Origin of the sequence: Flavimobilis marinus (genome assembly GCF_900113055.1) — a bacterium.
In the GTDB taxonomy this organism is placed as follows: Bacteria; Actinomycetota; Actinomycetes; order Actinomycetales; family Cellulomonadaceae; genus Flavimobilis; species Flavimobilis marinus.
On sequence record NZ_FONZ01000001.1, the window covers coordinates 673927 to 690604 of the forward strand.

General features: G+C 72.6%; 11 protein-coding genes. 10 read left to right on the plus strand and 1 reads right to left on the minus strand.

Annotation, left to right across the window (positions count from 1 at the left end):
* The first annotated feature begins 129 nt into the window (after positions 1 to 129).
* From BMZ30_RS03030 to BMZ30_RS03055, 6 genes are read left to right on the plus strand one after another with little or no spacing between them, the layout of a single operon-like run.
* Positions 130 to 1071 (plus strand): ABC transporter permease, encoded by a 942-nt coding sequence (locus tag BMZ30_RS03030; RefSeq protein WP_229828444.1) that lies wholly within the window; start codon positions 130 to 132, stop codon positions 1069 to 1071.
* Positions 1071 to 2786, plus strand: a complete 1716-nt coding sequence (locus BMZ30_RS03035; protein WP_093374920.1) for an ABC transporter ATP-binding protein — start codon at positions 1071 to 1073, stop codon at positions 2784 to 2786. Before BMZ30_RS03030 ends, BMZ30_RS03035 begins: the two co-directional genes overlap by 1 nt.
* A gap of 12 nt (positions 2787 to 2798) precedes the next feature.
* On the plus strand, positions 2799 to 5834 hold the full coding sequence (locus BMZ30_RS03040; protein WP_093374922.1) for an FtsX-like permease family protein: 3036 nt from the start codon (positions 2799 to 2801) through the stop codon (positions 5832 to 5834).
* Entirely contained in the window at positions 5831 to 8431 is a 2601-nt protein-coding gene (locus BMZ30_RS03045) for an FtsX-like permease family protein (RefSeq protein WP_093374924.1), read from the plus strand. Before BMZ30_RS03040 ends, BMZ30_RS03045 begins: the two co-directional genes overlap by 4 nt.
* Positions 8428 to 9348 (plus strand): ABC transporter ATP-binding protein, encoded by a 921-nt coding sequence (locus BMZ30_RS03050; protein ID WP_093374926.1) that lies wholly within the window; start codon positions 8428 to 8430, stop codon positions 9346 to 9348. Before BMZ30_RS03045 ends, BMZ30_RS03050 begins: the two co-directional genes overlap by 4 nt.
* Positions 9345 to 10019, plus strand: a complete 675-nt coding sequence (locus tag BMZ30_RS03055) for an ABC transporter ATP-binding protein (RefSeq protein WP_093375709.1) — start codon at positions 9345 to 9347, stop codon at positions 10017 to 10019. Before BMZ30_RS03050 ends, BMZ30_RS03055 begins: the two co-directional genes overlap by 4 nt.
* Here BMZ30_RS03055 and BMZ30_RS03060 read toward each other — a convergent pair.
* Positions 10016 to 10972, minus strand: a complete 957-nt coding sequence (locus BMZ30_RS03060) for an SDR family oxidoreductase (RefSeq protein WP_093374928.1) — start codon at positions 10970 to 10972, stop codon at positions 10016 to 10018. The two genes, BMZ30_RS03055 and BMZ30_RS03060, sit on opposite strands and share 4 nt — an antisense overlap.
* Before the next feature lie 282 nt (positions 10973 to 11254).
* Here BMZ30_RS03060 and BMZ30_RS03065 point away from each other — a divergent pair, with 282 nt between their 5' ends.
* The 4 genes from BMZ30_RS03065 (at position 11255) to BMZ30_RS03080 (ending at position 16668) form a co-directional block, all read left to right on the plus strand.
* Positions 11255 to 12874: a peptide ABC transporter substrate-binding protein gene (locus BMZ30_RS03065; protein ID WP_093374930.1), complete on the plus strand. Its 1620-nt coding sequence runs from the start codon at positions 11255 to 11257 to the stop codon at positions 12872 to 12874.
* Positions 12875 to 13050: 176 nt separating this feature from the next.
* Positions 13051 to 13977 (plus strand): ABC transporter permease, encoded by a 927-nt coding sequence (locus BMZ30_RS03070; protein ID WP_093374932.1) that lies wholly within the window; start codon positions 13051 to 13053, stop codon positions 13975 to 13977.
* Complete coding sequence (locus BMZ30_RS03075) at positions 13970 to 14953, plus strand: ABC transporter permease (RefSeq protein WP_093374934.1); 984 nt, start codon at positions 13970 to 13972, stop codon at positions 14951 to 14953. Before BMZ30_RS03070 ends, BMZ30_RS03075 begins: the two co-directional genes overlap by 8 nt.
* Positions 14950 to 16668, plus strand: coding sequence for a dipeptide ABC transporter ATP-binding protein (locus BMZ30_RS03080; RefSeq protein ID WP_093374936.1), 1719 nt, complete (start codon positions 14950 to 14952; stop codon positions 16666 to 16668). Before BMZ30_RS03075 ends, BMZ30_RS03080 begins: the two co-directional genes overlap by 4 nt.
* Positions 16669 to 16678: the final 10 nt, after the last annotated feature.

The following is a 16678-nucleotide window of genomic DNA, read 5'->3' on the forward strand; positions in this document are numbered from 1 at the left end:
CCAGCGCGACCAGCCCCACGTGCGTGGGCGCGACCGACAGCGGAGAGCGCAATGACTGACCCGAACACCCCCCACCGGCCCGAGAAGGTCCCGACCCCGGCAGGGGGAGGGATCAACCCGGAGACGTCGATGATGGAGCCCGCGACGGGCACCACCACCACGACCGAGCAGAAGTCCTACAGCCAGAACCAGCTCGTGCTGCGCCGCTTCCTGCGGCACAAGGGCGCCATGGCGTCCATGATCGTCCTCGTCTTCGTCACGATCCTCGCGATCAGCTCGATCGGCGTCGGCCCCATCCCGGGATGGTGGGACAAGGACTACACGCGCGCGGCGAACGTGATCAACGGCGGGAGCCCCACGCTCAGCCTCTTCCCGTTCACCCTCGGGGAGCACCCGTTCGGGCAGGACTCGACCGGCAAGGACTACTTCGCGCTCGTGATGCGCGGGACCCAGATCTCCCTGCTGATCGCGTTCGTCGTCGGCCTGCTGTCCACCGTCATCGGCACGATCATCGGCGGCCTCGCCGGGTTCTACCGCGGGTGGGTGGAGTCGGTGCTGATGCGCCTGACCGACCTCGTCATCGTGATCCCGCTGCTCGTGCTCGCCGCCGTGCTCGGCAAGATCGCTGCGAGCTGGGGCGTGTGGGGCCTTGCGCTCATGCTCGCCCTCGTGACGTGGACCGGGCTCGCCCGCCTTGTGCGTGGCGAGGTGCTGTCTCTGCGTGAACGCGAGTTCGTCGCCTCGGCACGCGCCATCGGTACGGGATCGCGGCGCATCATCTTCAAGCACATCCTGCCGAACACCGTCGGCGTGATCATCGTGTCGGCGACGCTGTCCATCGCGTCCGCGATCCTGCTGGAGACGGCGCTCAGCTTCCTCGGCTTCGGGGTCCGCCCGCCGGACGTGTCGCTCGGCTCGCTCATCAGCCAGTACCAGAACGCGTTCACGACGCGTCCGTGGCTCTTCTGGTGGCCGGGTCTCTTCATCCTCGCCATCGCCCTCACGGTGAACTTCATCGGCGACGGTCTGCGCGACGCGTTCGACCCGCGTCAGAACAGGAACAAGGACTGATGACGATCTCCATGCCCGGCACCGAGCCGGTCCTGTCCTTCACCGACCTCGACGTCAAGTTCGGCACCGAGTTCGGCACCGTGCATGCCGTCAAGGGCATCTCCATCGAGGTGCGCCCCGGTGAGGTGCTCGCACTCGTCGGCGAGTCCGGCTCCGGCAAGTCCGTGACGTCCATGACGGCGCTCGGCCTGCTGCCCAAGAACGCCCGCGTCACGGGCACCATTACCGTGGGTGACCAGGTGATCGGCGAGCTCGACGAGAAGGGCCTGCGCACCATGCGCGGCAACGACGTCGCGATGGTGTTCCAGGAGCCCATGACGGCGCTCAACCCCGTCCTCACGATCGGCACCCAGCTCACCGAGGCCCTCGAGCTGCACGGCATCGCGTTCGGCAAGGACGCGGACGCCCGCGCCGTCGAGCTGCTGCGCATGGTGGGCATCCCCGAGCCGGAGCGCCGCGTCAAGCAGTACCCGCACGAGATGTCGGGCGGCCAGCGCCAGCGCGTGGTGATCGCGATGGCGATCAGCTGCAACCCCAAGGTGATCATCGCCGACGAGCCGACGACGGCGCTCGACGTCACCGTGCAGGCCGACATCCTCGACCTGCTCCGCTCGCTCAAGGACAAGCTGGACACCGGCATCCTCCTGATCACCCACAACATGGGCGTCGTCGCCGACATGGCCGACCGCGTCGCGGTGATGCTCAAGGGTGAGATCGTCGAGACCGGCACGGCCGACGAGGTCCTGACCCGTCCCCAGCACGAGTACACCCGGCGCCTGCTCGGCTCCGTCCCGCACCTCGGGCAGGGCCCGGGGCAGTTCGGCACCGCCCCGGTCGACCAGGAGGTCCTGCCCGAGGGCGAGGTGCCGGCGCTCGAGGTGAACAAGCTCGTCGTCGAGTACAAGCGGCTCGGCAAGGCTCCCTTCCGTGCGGTCGACGAGGTCTCCTTCACCGTCAACGCCGGGGAGATCGTCGGCCTCGTCGGCGAGTCCGGCTCTGGCAAGTCGACGATCGCGCGCTGCGCGCTGGGCCTCATCCCGGCCGAGAGTGGCGACGTCAAGATCTTCGGTCACAGCTTCGACGGGATGCGCGGCAAGGACGCCAAGGCGCTGCGCAAGCGCATCGGCGTCGTCTTCCAGGACCCCGCGTCCTCGCTGAACCCGCGCTTCCCGATCGGCGAGTGCATCGCCGAGCCGCTGCAGGTGCACCAGGTGGGTGACCGCCGTTCGCGCGACGCCAAGGTGCTCGAGCTGCTCGACGCCGTCGAGCTGCCGCGCTCGGCCCTCAACCGCTACCCGCACGAGCTCTCTGGTGGTCAGCGACAGCGTGTGAGCATCGCGCGCGCCCTGACGCTCGACCCCGAGCTCCTGGTCGCGGACGAGCCGACCTCGGCTCTCGACGTGTCCGTCCAGGCGAGCGTGCTCGCGATGTTCACGGCGCTGCAGGAGCGGTACCGGTTCGGCTGCATCTTCGTCAGCCACGACCTCGCGGTGATCGACCTGCTCGCGCACCGCGTCGTCGTGCTGCAGGACGGCCGCGTCGTCGAGCAGGGCAAGCGCGAGGACGTCCTGCTGAACCCGAGCGAGGAGTACACCAAGCGCCTGCTCGCCGCGGCGCCGGTGCCCGAGCCGGCCGAGCAGCGTCGCCGCCGCGACGCGCGTCACGAGCTCCTCGCCCAGCTGGGTGACGAGATCGTGGAGCTCCACGTCAACTAGGGCTCGACACCGATGCCGAGGGTCACGGGACTGGTAGCTGCGCGCCTGCGCGCGTACCGGGCCGTGGCCCTCGGCGTCGTGCTGCTCGCAGCGCTCGTGACGACCGCGCTCGGAGGGTCGGCGTCGGCGGTGGCGCAGCGAGCGGCCACCGACGTGCAGGGGTCGGTCCGGCTCGCAACCGAGACCTGGCAGGTCGACACACGGCTGGCCGACGACCCCGCGGGCCAGGACGCGACCGTGCGGCACCACCTCGCAGGGGGCCCCGACGGCGCCGCTCTCGTCGTCGAGCGGGGCCTGAGGTCCGAGCCGCGCGACGGGGTGCGCCTCGTGTCCGGACCGACGAACGACGCGGCGCTCACGTCGGGACGGTGGCCGAGCGCGCCCGCAGAGGCGGTGGTCCCGGAAGGCTCCGCCGCGACGGTCGGCGCGTCGTACGCGTTCGGAGACACGACGCTCGAGGTCGTCGGCACCTGGGCACCGGGCGGCACCCCCTGGTGGACCGCGCGGGACGAGGCTGCCCTCGTGGTCACCGATGACGCCGTCCTGGCGAGCGGGACCCCGTTCGTCCGGTGGTCCGTCGCGGTGCGGCCTGGGGCGCTGACGCCGGAGCGGGCCGTTGCCCTGGGGGCCCACCTCGACGGTCTGCACGGCGTCCTCAACGCGTCGGACGTGAACCGGCGCGGCCTGGTTTCCGCGGGCGACCTGCCCGCCAGCCTGCGCGCGGTGGGTGAGCAGGCGCTCACCACCCGAGCGGTGGCTCTCGTGCCGGTGAGCATCGTCGGCCTGGTCGGCCTCGCGGCCCTCGTGCAGGTCGTCCGTCTGGTGGTGGCGCTGCGTCTGGACGAGGAGACGATGCTGGAGGCGCGGGGCCTGTCCACCGTGCAGACGACGATCTTGGGCACGGCCGAGGGTGCCGTCGTGGGTCTGACCGGAGCAGGCATCGGCTCGGCCGCGACGGCGGCGTTCCTGCGCGCGTCAGGGGCGGGCGCGGGCATCGACGCCGGCCCGCTCCTCGGGGCGGCCGCGCTCGTCTGGGGTGCGGTCACCGTCGCGTACGGCGTGGTGACCGCCGCCGGTGCGTGGCGCCTCGCGCGCCAGGGGAGCGCCCACGTGCGGGCGCGTCGGGTCGTCGGGCTCGCTGCGGGGGCAGGTCTGCTCGGCGTCGGTGGGTTTGCCGCCTGGCGCCTGTGGCTCGCGCGCGCCGGCACCACCGTGTCCGACGCCGCACCGTCCGCGGCCGAGGCGGAGCTCTTCGCCGTGCTCGCCCCCGCGGCGCTCCTGCTCGTCGGCGTCCTGCTGCTCGCGCTCGTGCTCGCCCCCGCGCTGCACCTGGCGGCCGCGGCCGCCGCCGGCAGGCGTGGGCTCGGGCTCGTCCTCACGGTGCGCAACGTGGCCCGGCGTTCGACCGCGTACGGCGTTCCCGTCGTGCTGCTCGGGCTCGCGTCCGGCGCGGTGGTCCTCGCGGGCACCTACGGTGCGACGACGACGGCGCTCGCCGACCAGGGCGCGGAGATCTCTGCGGGAGCCGACGTGCGGGCGCAGACCGGTACGAGCGGACCGGTGTCGCCCCGGACGGACCTCACCGCGGCCGAGGCGGCGCGCGCCGCGGGCGGCGCTGCCACGCTCGCGCTCGTCAGCGACGTGGCGCTGGGCGAGCAGGAGGCGACGCTCACGGCGCTTCCGGCCCGCGCGGGCGCCCTGCTGCGCGCGGGCAGCGCCACGCCCGACCTGCTGGCCGCGATCGGTGCCAGCAGCGAGGAGAACTCAGACGGCGCGGTCGGGGGCGGGGCGCTGCCGGGCGCCGCGCTCCCGAATGGCGCTACGACGCTCGAGGTCGTCGCGCGGGTCCGCTCCGGCGAGGCCGAGCACGACCTCGCGTGGCTCGACGACGAGTCCGCGGCGGGCGCCGCGCAGAAGGTCGCGATGGTCGTCTGGCTGGCTGACCAGGGCGGGGCCATGGTCCAGCGTCCCGCTGGACACGCCATGGCCGTCGTCGCACCGGACGTCGCGAGAGCCGGCTGGCACACCGTCCAGGCGCAGGTCGAGCTGCCCGCGCCGGTCGGGAGCTGGCGGGTGGTCGCGGTCGACATCGAGCCGGCGAGCCTGGGCGTGCCGACGCGGGTCGAGGCCGCGGTCGACGGCCTGACCAGCGCGGGAACCGAGGTGGAGCTCGCGCCGTGGCGGGTCGTGACGGAGCTTCCGTCGGGGGTCGGCGACGTCGCGGTGGGCGACCGCCAGGTCCTCGGCGCCACCGTCGAGCCGGTGTACTCCTCGAGCGCGACGCAGCTCGTCCGCCTCCGTCCGGGCCCCGCAGCAGGACCCGTCCCCGTGGCGCTCTCGAGCACGCTGCGCTCGCGTCTCGCGCTCGAGGTCGGCAGCACGACGCAGCTCACGATCGGCGGCGGCCGGGTCGACCTCGTGGTCACCGCGGTCGAGGACTTCCTCCCGGTCTCCGTCGGGGCGCCCGGGCTGCTCGCCGACCTCGACGCCCTGCGCTCGGCCGAGCTGGAGCGCCGGCCCGCGCCCCAGGTCGCCGACGAGGTCTGGCTCGACGGCGGCGACACCGCGGGGCTCGCCGCCCTGGGGCTCGGCGAGGTCGAGGTGCGTCAGGCCGCCGGCGCCGGCGTCGCTCCCGTGTTCTGGGCCGCGGCAGGTGCGGCCGCGGTGCTCGCCCTCGTCGGCACGTGGTCGGTGGTGGCCGCGCTCGATCGCACGCGGCGCAGCGAGGTGGCGGCGCTGCGGGCGACCGGGCTCGGGGCCCACGAGCAGGCCCGCAGCCGCGCGGGTGAGCTCCTGCTGGTCGGAGCGCTGGCCGTCGCGTGTGGCGTCGCGGCCGGGGCGCTGGTCAGCATCGGGTCGGCCGGCTACCTGGCGAGCCTGAGCATCGGCCTGCCCGCCGGCGTCGGCGGCAGCCCGAGCGTCCACCTGTGCGCCGTGGCGGGTGCCCTGGCCGTCCTGGCGGCTGGTCTGGTGGTGCTGGCCGCCGCGCGAGGGCGTGGCGTCGCAGCCCAGGCCCGGGATACGAGCCACCGCGAGGAGGCACGATGACCCGGCGACCAGCGGCGGGGGCGCTCCGGCGGACGCTCCTGCACACGCCGCGCGCCGGCGCGCTCCTCGCCGTCGTCGCGTTCCTCGCGGCCCTGCTCGTGACAGCGACGCCGCGGGTGCTCGACCAGGTCGGGGACGACGTGCTCGCGCACCGCCTCGGCACGCTCACGCCGACGACGTCGGCGCTCGTGGCTGAGGCCGTCGGGCGGCCGACGGGCGAGGACGCCATGTCCGGCCTGCTGGCGGATCTCCAGCAGGTCCGTGCGCGCGCCGGCGAGCCGGTGCGCGACCTGCTCGGTGAGCCCCAGGCGCGGGTGGTGGGCACGGACATGGCGCTCGACCAGGTGCCAGAGCACGACGTCCGGTTCCCGACGCTCCGGCTGGCGCACGCGCCAGCCCTGCCCGAGCACGTCGACCTGGTCGAGGGACGGTGGCCGGACGCGGCGGTGACGGCTGCCGAGCACGCCGCGGGCGCGCCGGTCGAGGTGGTGCTCTCACAGGCGGGCGCGCAGCGGCTCGCATGGCCGGTCGGCACGGACCGCGAGGCGGCGGAGCTCCGCGTCTGGGGTCTGCCGACCGCCGTCCGCCTCGTCGGCACCTACGTCGCACGCGACCCGGCCTCGACCTTCTGGGCGCACGCGTCGGCGTCGGCGGCCCCCCAGGTCGTCGAGGACCTCGACGCCGGCACCACCGTGCTCGCCGCCGGGTACACGTCGCCCGAGGTCGCCCTCGGGCTGGCGCAGCGCACGGAGGTCTGGCTCGACCTCGCGGGCGCCGCAGACCTGCGCATCGCCGAGGCGGAGCTCGCCGCCGGCCAGCTGCGCGGGCTCACGGCCGCCGGTCAGCCCGCCGGCGGGCTGACGGTGCGTCTGGCGACCGGCGCGCTGGAACCGATCGAGAGCGCGGTGGCCGACGTGGCGACCCTGCGGGTGGTCGGCGGGTTCGTCCTTGCCGGTCCGCTCGCGGCCCTGGGTGCGGCGCTCGTCGTGGCGTCGCGGCTCGTGCTGCAGCGGCGCGCGCAGGTTCTCGACGTGATGCGCGCCCGCGGTGCGTCCGGCTGGCAGCGCCGGAGCCTCATGGCGCTGCACGGGCTCGTGCTCGCCCTCCCCGGTGGGGCGCTGGGCGTCGCGGCAGGCGTCGCCCTGACGCCCGACGCCGCTGCGCTGCCCCTCGCCGCACCCGTGCTCACCACGCTCGCCGTGCCCGCGGTGCTGGCCGGCTCGGTCGGCGGCCGCCCGGACGGACGCCTCCGCCTGGTCCTCGAGCTCGCCGCTCTCGCCCTGGCGGCCCTCGCGACGTTCCTGGTGCTGCAGCGTGGTCTGCGCGACGACCCGCTGCTCCTGGCGACCCCGGCGCTCCTCGCGCTGGCCGTCGGGATCGTCGCGACCCGCGTCGCGCCGGTGCCCCTGCGTGGGGTGCTCGCGCTCGCGCGGCGACGGACGGACGCCGCGCCGGTCCTCGGGGCCGCCGGTGCCGCGCGCGAGACCACACTGGCGCCGCTCCTCGGGATGAGCGTAGGGGTCGGCGTCGCGATCCTCGCGGTCAGCCTGCTCGCCAGCGTCCGGGCGGGCATCGAGGAGCAGTCCTGGTTCGCGACGGGCGCGGACCTGCGCGTCAGCGGCCCTGTGATGTCCCCCGAGGCGCTCGACGCCGTCGGCGACGTGCCGGGAGTCACGGCCCTCGCGGCCGTCTCCGAGGTCAACCCGGCCCAGGTGGCGTCGCCCACGGCGCAGGTGCAGGCGCGGGCGGTCCTGGTCGACGGCGAGGCGCTCGCACAGGTGCAGTCAGGCTTCGACGGCTGGTCGGTGCCCGCGTCGCTCGGGCGCTCGGACGGACCGGTCGCCGCGGTGCTCGCGCAAGCGCTCGAGCGCACCACGGGCGCGGGCACGCTGCGCCTCGTCGTCGACGGGGGAGAGGTCGACGTCGAGGTCGCCGACGTCGTCGCTGCCGTGCCCGGGGTGACCCGCACCACCAACTTCGTCGTCGTCGACCGCGACCGGCTCGTCGAGGCCACAGGAGTCGCGGAGGCTCCCCGGGTGCTCCTCGTCGACCTCGACGACGACCTGTCCGCCACCGCGCGCCACGCCGCGACGGCCGGCGTGCTCGCCGCGACGGGGGCGGTCGCGCACGACCTGCGCCAGGACGTCGTCGAGCGACGCCTCGCGGACCCGACCGTCGACGGCCTGCGGACCCTCCTGCTCGTCTCGTTGGCCACCGGCGTGCTCGGCGCGGTCGTCACGGTTGCGGCCGCGCAGGTCGTGGCGGCCGCCCGCACGGAGCGGACCCTGACGGTCCTGGCCGTGCTCGGCGGACGGCGCGGTGACGCGTGGCGCGTGGCCGCGTGGGAGCTGGTCGGTCCGGCCGCCCTGGGGCTCGTGGCCGGAGGCGCGCTGGGAGTCGGGCTGGCGACGCTGGCCACGCGAGCGATCGACCTGGGCGGCTTCGTGGGAGGCTCGGGGGCGACGGCCCCCGCCCTCGGCGGCGGGACGGGCGCCGTCGTCGTCGGATTCGTGCTCGCCGTCGTGGCGAGCGTGGCGGTCTCGGGCGTGCGCGCGAGCCGGGTGGACGTCACCGCGATGCTTCGGGAGGAACAGTGAGCACGGCAGTCCTCGAGGTCCCGGCGCAGGCAGGCATCCACTGCCGCGACCTGGTCCGCATCTTCGTCACCGAGGGCCTCGAGGTCCAGGCGCTCCAAGGGCTCAACCTGACCGTCGACGCCGGGGAGGTCGTCGCCGTCGTCGGGGCCAGCGGGTCGGGCAAGTCCACGCTGCTGTCCATCCTCTCGGGCCTCGACCGGGCGACCGGCGGCACGGCGCGCGTGGCCGGCCACGACCTGCTCGCGATGGGGCGCAAGGAGCGGGTGCGCTACCAGCGGCACACCGTGGGGTTCGTCTGGCAGCAGACGGCGCGGAACCTGCTCCCGTACCTGACGGGCGCCCAGAACGTCGCCGTGCCGCTGGCCATCAGCCGAGCGCCCGGACGCGACGCGCGCGTCCGCGAGCTGCTCGACCTGCTCGAGGTCAGCCACTGCGCCGACCGTCTGCCCGCACAGATGTCCGGCGGCGAGCAGCAGCGGGTGGCGATCGCCGTCGCCGTCGCGAACGGTCCGCGCGTGCTCTTCGCGGACGAGCCGACCGGCGAGCTCGACGAGGCCACGTCGGTGCAGGTGCTCGAGATGATGCGCGCGGTCAACGCCGAGCTGGGGACGACGATCCTGATCGTCACACACGACCCCGCGGTGTCCGACCACGTGGCCCGGACCGTGCAGATCCGTGACGGCCGGACGTCCACCGAGGTGCTCCGGCGCACGGAGACCGACGCGTACGGTGCACAGCGACACGTCGTGGAGGAGTTCGCCGTGCTCGACCGCGTCGGCAGGCTCCAGCTCCCGCCCGACGTCGTGGCTCAGCTCGGCCTGCGTGACCGGGTACGCCTCGGGCTCGAGACCGACCACGTGACCGTGTGGCCGGACGGCACGTCGAGACCGACGGCCGACGACGGAAGGACCCCATGACTCATCCCAGGCTCGCTGCGCACGCGGTGACCCGGTCGTTCCCCACGCCCGCCGGCGAGGTGACGGCCGTCGCCGGCGTCGACCTCGAGGTCGCGGCCGGCGAGCTCCTCGTGGTGCGCGGCCGTTCCGGCTCGGGCAAGACGACGCTCCTCAACCTGCTCGCCGGCCTCGACCGCCCGACGTCGGGCAGCGTCACGCTCGACGGCGTCGACGTCGCCGGGATGGACGCCGCCCAGCGCCGCGCCATGCGGCATCGCGTGGGCTACGTCCTGCAGTCGTTCGGCCTGGTCGACGTGCTGTCGGCCGCCGAGAACGTCGAGGTGCCGCTGCGCCTGCAGCGCGTCGCCGCGGGGGAGCGGACGCGACGGGTCGCCGCCGCGCTCGAGGCGGTGGGCCTGGGTGCGCACGGGCACCAGCGGCCGGCCGAGCTGTCAGGCGGGCAGCGTCAGCGCGTGGGGATCGCGCGAGCGTTGGTGGCCGAGCCGACCGTGCTGCTCGCGGACGAGCCCACGGGGCAGCTCGACTCCGGCACGGCCGCCACCGTCATGGACCTCCTGCACGCGCTCGCGCGGGAGCGGTCCGTCGCGATGGTCGTCACGACGCACGACCCGGTGCTGGTCGCGCGCGCCGACCGGGTCCTCACGCTGCACGACGGCCGCGTGGGCGCCTAGGCGCGCCTGCGCCGGAGCGCGAGGACCGCCGCGCCGACCAGCGCCGCGCGGCGGAGGTTCTGGCGCGCGCGGCCGTGGTACCCCCCGCTCACCGCGCGCGGGCCGTCGCCCGGAGTGTGCAGGGCGCCACGCGTCTGCGGCGCCGGGTGGCCGGCGACCTGCACCTTGTCCACCATGAGCGCCATCGTGCGCTCAGTCACCCGGGGGGCCAGCGCGCTGCCGGCCATGATGACGCGCCCGACGCGGCCGGCATAGACCTCGCGGCGCGGCCGGCGCAGCACCGACAGGATCGCCCTGGCCACGCGCTCGGCCGGGTAGACCGGCGGGATCGGTCGCAGGCGGCCGCCGGTGTCGTTGGCGGCGTTGCGGTAGAACGGCGTGTCGATCGACGCCGGCAGCACGGTGCACACGTGCACGTCGCGCGCGCCGTCGAGAAACAGTTCCTGGCGCAGGCTCGTGGACAGCGCCCGCACGGCCGCCTTCGACATCGCGTAGGTGTGCGCGTAGGGCATGGTCGCGCCGGAGACGATCGAGGAGACGTTGACGAGCGTGCCGTGCCCCTGCTCGTGGAAGACCGGGAGCGCGGCCCGGGCGCCGTGCACGTAGCCCATGACGTTGACGTCCATGACGCGGCGCAGGTCTTTCAGGGGTATGCGCAGGAACGGCGCGTAGGACGCGACGGCGACGTTGTTCACCCACGCGTCGAGGCGCCCGAACCTGCCGACGGCCTGCCGCGCGAGATCCTCCACCTGCTCGGGGTCGGTCACGTCGGTGGGCAGCACCACGACCGCGGCGCCGGCGGCCTCGCACAGCCGGGCGACCTCGGTCAGTGCGTCCTCGCGGCGTGCCGCGAGCACCAGCGAGGCGCCCTTGCGGGCGAGGAGCAGCGCGGTCGCGCGACCGATACCGCTTGACGCGCCGGTGATCACGACGACGGATCCGCGGACTCGCATGGGGCCTCCTCGGGCGGTGGGAACCCGACCACGGTGGCACGCGTCACGTCTCCTCGCACGGCGAGCCCGGCACGTTTCGAGCGTGCGACGGGGAGGTCACGATTCGGTGATCACCGGTGCCCTTATGTCATGAGCACATATCAGCGTGTGTAACGTGGTCACATCCATGGTGTCTGCACCTGGGCCAGCACACGAACATCTCGCCGCGGTGGCTGCCGCGCGGGGCGTCGGGCCCTGTCGCAGATCGACCATCTCTGAGGAGGAACATTGAAGAACAGGCGCATGGCGGCTCTCGCCGCAACGATCCTGGCCGGCTCCCTGGTGCTCACGGCGTGCGCGAGCGAGAGCGGTGAGGACCCGACCACGTCGGGTACCGGCTCCAGCGGCCCCACGACCGGCATCGTCACGGTCAACGGCAACGAGCCGCAGAACCCGCTGATCCCGACCATGACCAACGAGACGGGCGGCGGCAAGATCGTCGACCAGCTCTTCGCCGGTCTGGTGCGCTACGACGCTGAGGGCGCCGTGCACAACGAGGTCGCCGAGTCGATCGAGACCGAGGACAACCAGACCTTCACCATCACGCTCGAGGACGGCTGGACGTTCTCCGACGGCACGCCCGTCACGGCGCAGAGCTTCGTCGACGCGTGGAACTACGGCGCGCTCCTGAGCAACGCGCAGCCCAACAGCTACTTCTTCGAGAGCATCGAGGGCTTCTCCTACGACGAGGACTCCGAGCTCACGGGCCTCGAGGTTGTCGACGAGTCGACGTTCACGGTGACCCTGAAGCAGCCCGAGTCCGACTTCCCGCTGCGCCTGGGCTACACGGCGTTCTCGCCGCTGCCCGCCTCCGCGTTCGAGGACATGAAGGCGTTCGGCGAGAACCCGGTCGGCAACGGTCCGTACATGCTCGACGGCGAGGGTGCCTGGGTGCACAACGTCGAGGCCAAGCTGGTCCCCAACCCGGAGTACAAGGGCGACCGCGTGCCGCAGAACGGCGGCGTGACCGTCCGCTTCTACGACAACGAGGACGCCGCCTACGCCGACCTGCTCTCAGGGGCGCTCGACATCATCGACAACATCCCGGCGTCGTCCTTCGCGACGTTCGAGCAGGAGCTCGGTGACCGCGCCACGAACCAGCCCGCCGCCGTGATCCAGGTGCTCACCGTTCCCGAGTACCTCCCGCAGTTCGAGGGCGAGGCCGGCAACCTGCGTCGCCAGGCCATCTCCATGGCGATCAACCGCGAGGAGATCACGGAGGCCATCTTCAACGGCACCCGCACCCCTGCCAAGGACTTCACCTCCCCGACGATCGACGGCTGGTCCGACTCGATCCCCGGCAACGAGGTCCTCACGTACGACGCCGAGAAGGCCAAGGACCTGTGGGCGCAGGCCGAGGCCATCGAGCCGTGGGGCGACCAGACGCTCACGATCTCGTCCAACGCGGACAGCGACCACCAGGCATGGATCGACGCGGTCGCCAACTCGATCCGCAACGTGCTCGGCATCGAGGCGGAGTTCGAGCCCTACCCGCAGTTCTCCGAGTTCCTCGACGCGCGCGACAACGAGGCCATCACCGGCGTGTTCCGTTCCGGCTGGCAGGCCGACTACCCGGCGCTGAACAACTTCCTCGCCCCGATCTACTTCACGGGTGCGGGCTCGAACGACGGTGGCTACTCGAGCGAGGAGTTCGACTCCCTGGTCACGCAGGCCAACGGCGCCGAGTCCATCGAGGACGCGAACGCGCTGCTGCAGCAGGCGCAGGAGGTCCTGTTCCAGGACCTGCCCGGCATCCCGCTGTGGTACCAGAACGTGACCGGCGGCCACGCCGACACGGTCGAGAACGTCGAGTTCTCCTGGAACAGCCTGCCGCTGCTCTACCAGGTGACGAAGTCCGAGTGACCTCGGCCACCTACCGCTGACGGACGGAGGCGGGACCTGCGGGTCCCGCCTCCGCTCGTGTGCGGTGTTCTTCGCACCACCGGTCCTGCGCGCTCGAGCGCCGGACGAGGACTATCGTCGTGTGTCGTGCCCGTGGGGCGCACGCCAGCGGCACCAATGATCGAGGAGGAGACCTGATGCTCCGGTACGTCGGGCGCAGGGTCCTGCAGGTGATCCCCGTCTTCCTGGGGGCCACGCTGCTCATCTACACGATGGTGTTCGCCCTGCCCGGCGACCCCGTCGCCGCCCTCGGAGGTGAGCGCGGGCTGCCCGAGGCGGTCCAGGCGCAGATCCGCGAGCAGTACAACCTGGACGAGCCGTTCCTGGTGCAGTACCTGCTCTACCTCAAGGGCATCTTCACGTTCGACTTCGGCGTGACGTTCTCCGGCCGCGACGTGTTCGACGTCATCAAGGAAGCCTTCCCGGTCACGATCCGCCTCGCCTTCATGGCGCTCGCGTTCGAGGCGATCTTCGGTGTCCTGCTCGGTCTGATCGCCGGGCTGCGCAAGGGCAAGCTGTTCGACGGCACCGTCCTCGTGCTCAGCACGATGATCATCGCGGTGCCGACCTTCGTCATCGGCTTCGTCATGCAGTTCTTCATCGGCGTGAAGCTCGGCTGGCTGCCGACCACCGCCGGGTCCGACCCCGGTTTCATGAACCTCCTGATGCCCGCGATCGTGCTCGGCGCCGTGTCGCTGGCGTACGTGCTGCGCCTGACGCGCACGTCGGTCGCGGAGAACCTCAGCGCCGACTACGTGCGCACCGCGACCGCCAAGGGCCTGTCCCGCGGCCGCGTCGTCGTCGTGCACGTGCTCCGCAACTCCCTGATCCCCGTGGTGACGTTCCTCGGGGCCGACCTGGGAGCGCTCATGGGCGGCGCGATCGTCACCGAGGGCATCTTCAACATCAGCGGCGTGGGCGGGCTGCTGTTCCGCAGCATCCAGCAGGGCGAGAGCGCGACGGTCGTGTCGCTGACCACCGTGCTCGTGCTCGTCTACATCGTGGCCAACCTGATCGTGGACCTGCTCTACGCGGCCCTGGACCCGAGGATCCGATATGCCTGACCACACAGCTCCGGACCGTCCCGGTCAGAACCCGGCGAATGTCCGGCTCCACCAGGAGCACTTCTTCGCGTCGGTCGACGAGACCGGCCTCGGCGCCGTCGACGCCGTCGCCGACTCGGGCGCGCCGTCGAGCATGTTCAGTGAGGCGTGGCAGAAGCTGCGGCGCCGGCCCATGTTCTGGATCTCCTCCCTGATCATCCTGCTCGTCATCACGGTGGCCGCCTTCCCGTCCCTGTTCACCTCGCTGGACCCGCGGTTCTGCCAGCTGGGCAACAGCCTCGACGGCCCGACCGCCGGCCACCCGTTCGGGTTCGACCGCCAGGGCTGCGACATCTACTCGCGCGTGATCTACGGCGCACGCCCGTCGGTGCTCGTCGGCGTGCTCACCACGATCGCCGTGGTGCTGATCGGGACGGTCGTCGGCTCGATCGCCGGGTTCTTCGGCGGCTGGTTCGACGCGATCCTGTCGCGCCTGACGGACGTCTTCTTCGCGGTGCCCCTGGTGCTCGCGGCGATCGTCATCATGTCCCTGTTCTCGCAGAGCAGGTCGGCGATCACGGTCGTGGGGGTGCTGGCGGCGTTCGGCTGGACGCAGATCGCCCGCATCACCCGCGGGTCCGTCATGAGCGTCAAGAACAACGACTACGTCACGGCGGCGACGTCCCTCGGCGTCGGCCGCGGCGCGACGCTCGTGCGGCACATCCTGCCCAACGCCGCCGCGCCGATCATCGTCTACGCGACGGTCGCGCTCGGGACGTTCATCGTCACGGAGGCCACCCTGAGCTTCCTCGGCATCGGCCTCCCGCCGTCGGTCGTGTCCTGGGGCGGGGACATCGACGCCGCGCAGGCGTCCCTACGCGTCGAGCCGATGGTGCTCTTCTACCCGGCCGCAGCACTCGGCCTCACGGTGCTCGGCTTCATCATGATGGGCGACGTCGTACGCGACGCCCTCGACCCGAAGGTGCGCAAGCGATGAGCGCGACGATGCCCGAGTTCGTCCCCATGGACGCTCCCGACCTCGACCCGAACGCGCCTCTGCTGGAGATCCGCGACCTCGAGGTCGCGTTCCAGTCCAGCACCGGCATGGTGCCCGCCGTGCGCGGCGCCAACCTAACGATCTACCCGGGGCAGTCCGTGGCGATCGTGGGGGAGTCCGGCTCCGGGAAGTCCACCACCGCGCACGCGATCATCAACCTGCTGCCGGGCACCGGCAAGGTCACCGGCGGCACCATCCGGTTCGCGGGCCAGGACATCACGCACGCGCCCCGCAAGGTGTTCGAGCAGCTGCGCGGCAAGGAGATCGGCCTCGTCCCGCAGGACCCGATGTCCAACCTGAACCCGGTGTGGAAGATCGGCTTCCAGGTCAAGGAGACGCTCGTCGCGAACGGCGTCGCCCAGGGCAAGGAGCTCAAGGACGCCGTCGCGCGCGTGCTCGCCGACGCTGGCCTGCCCGACGCCGAGCACCGCGCCAAGCAGTACCCGCACGAGTTCTCCGGCGGCATGCGCCAGCGGGCGCTCATCGGCATCGGGCTGGCGGGCAAGCCGCGCCTCCTGATCGCGGACGAGCCGACGTCGGCCCTCGACGTCACGGTGCAGCGCCAGATCCTCGACCACCTGGAGCACCTCACGCAGGACCGCGGCGTCGCCGTGCTGTTCATCACGCACGACCTCGGTCTCGCCGCCGAGCGGGCCGAGCATCTCGTGGTGATGCACCGCGGGCGCGTCGTCGAGTCCGGCCCCGCCCGGCAGATCCTGACGACGCCGCAGCACCCCTACACGCAGCGGCTGGTGGCATCGGCCCCGTCGCTCACGTCGCGGCGCATCCAGTCCGCCAAGGAGCGCGGCGTCGAGTCCACCGAGCTGCTCGCCCGCACGGACATCGACGAGAGCCGGCCGATCGTCGAGGTCGAGCACCTCACCAAGGAGTTCCACCTGCGTGGCGCGCTGCCCGGCGCCGGCTCGACCTTCAAGGCGGTCGACGACGTCTCGTTCTCGATCGCGCGGGGGTCGACGACGGCGCTCGTGGGGGAGTCGGGGTCCGGGAAGTCGACGGTCGCCAACGTCATGCTGAACCTGCTCGAGCCGACGTCGGGACGCGTCGTCTTCGAGGGCACCGAGGTCGGCTCGCTCAGCAAGTCCGAGCTGTTCGACTTCCGCCGCCAGGTGCAGCCGATCTTCCAGAACCCGTACGGGTCGCTGGACCCCATGTACTCGATCTTCCGCACGATCGAGGAGCCGCTGCGGGTGCACGGCGTGGGCAGCAAGAAGACGCGGTCCAAGCGCGTCGCCGAGCTGCTCGACATGGTGTCCCTGCCGACGTCGGCCATGCGCCGCTATCCCAACGAGCTGTCGGGCGGCCAGCGGCAGCGTGTGGCGATCGCCCGGGCGCTCGCGCTCGAGCCCAAGCTGATCGTGTGCGACGAGGCCGTGTCCGCGCTCGACGTGCTGGTGCAGGCGCAGGTGCTGACGCTGCTCAACGACCTGCAGGCCGAGCTGGGCCTCACGTACCTGTTCATCACGCACGACCTCGCGGTGGTCCGGCAGATCGCCGACCACGTCGCGGTCATGCAGCGGGGCAAGATCGTCGAGCTCGCGACCACGGACGAGGTGTTCGAGTCGCCTCGCGAGGCCTACACGCGTGAGCTGCTCGCGGCGATCCCCGGGTCGAGCCTCGAGGTCGGCGGCGCCTGACGCGACGGCC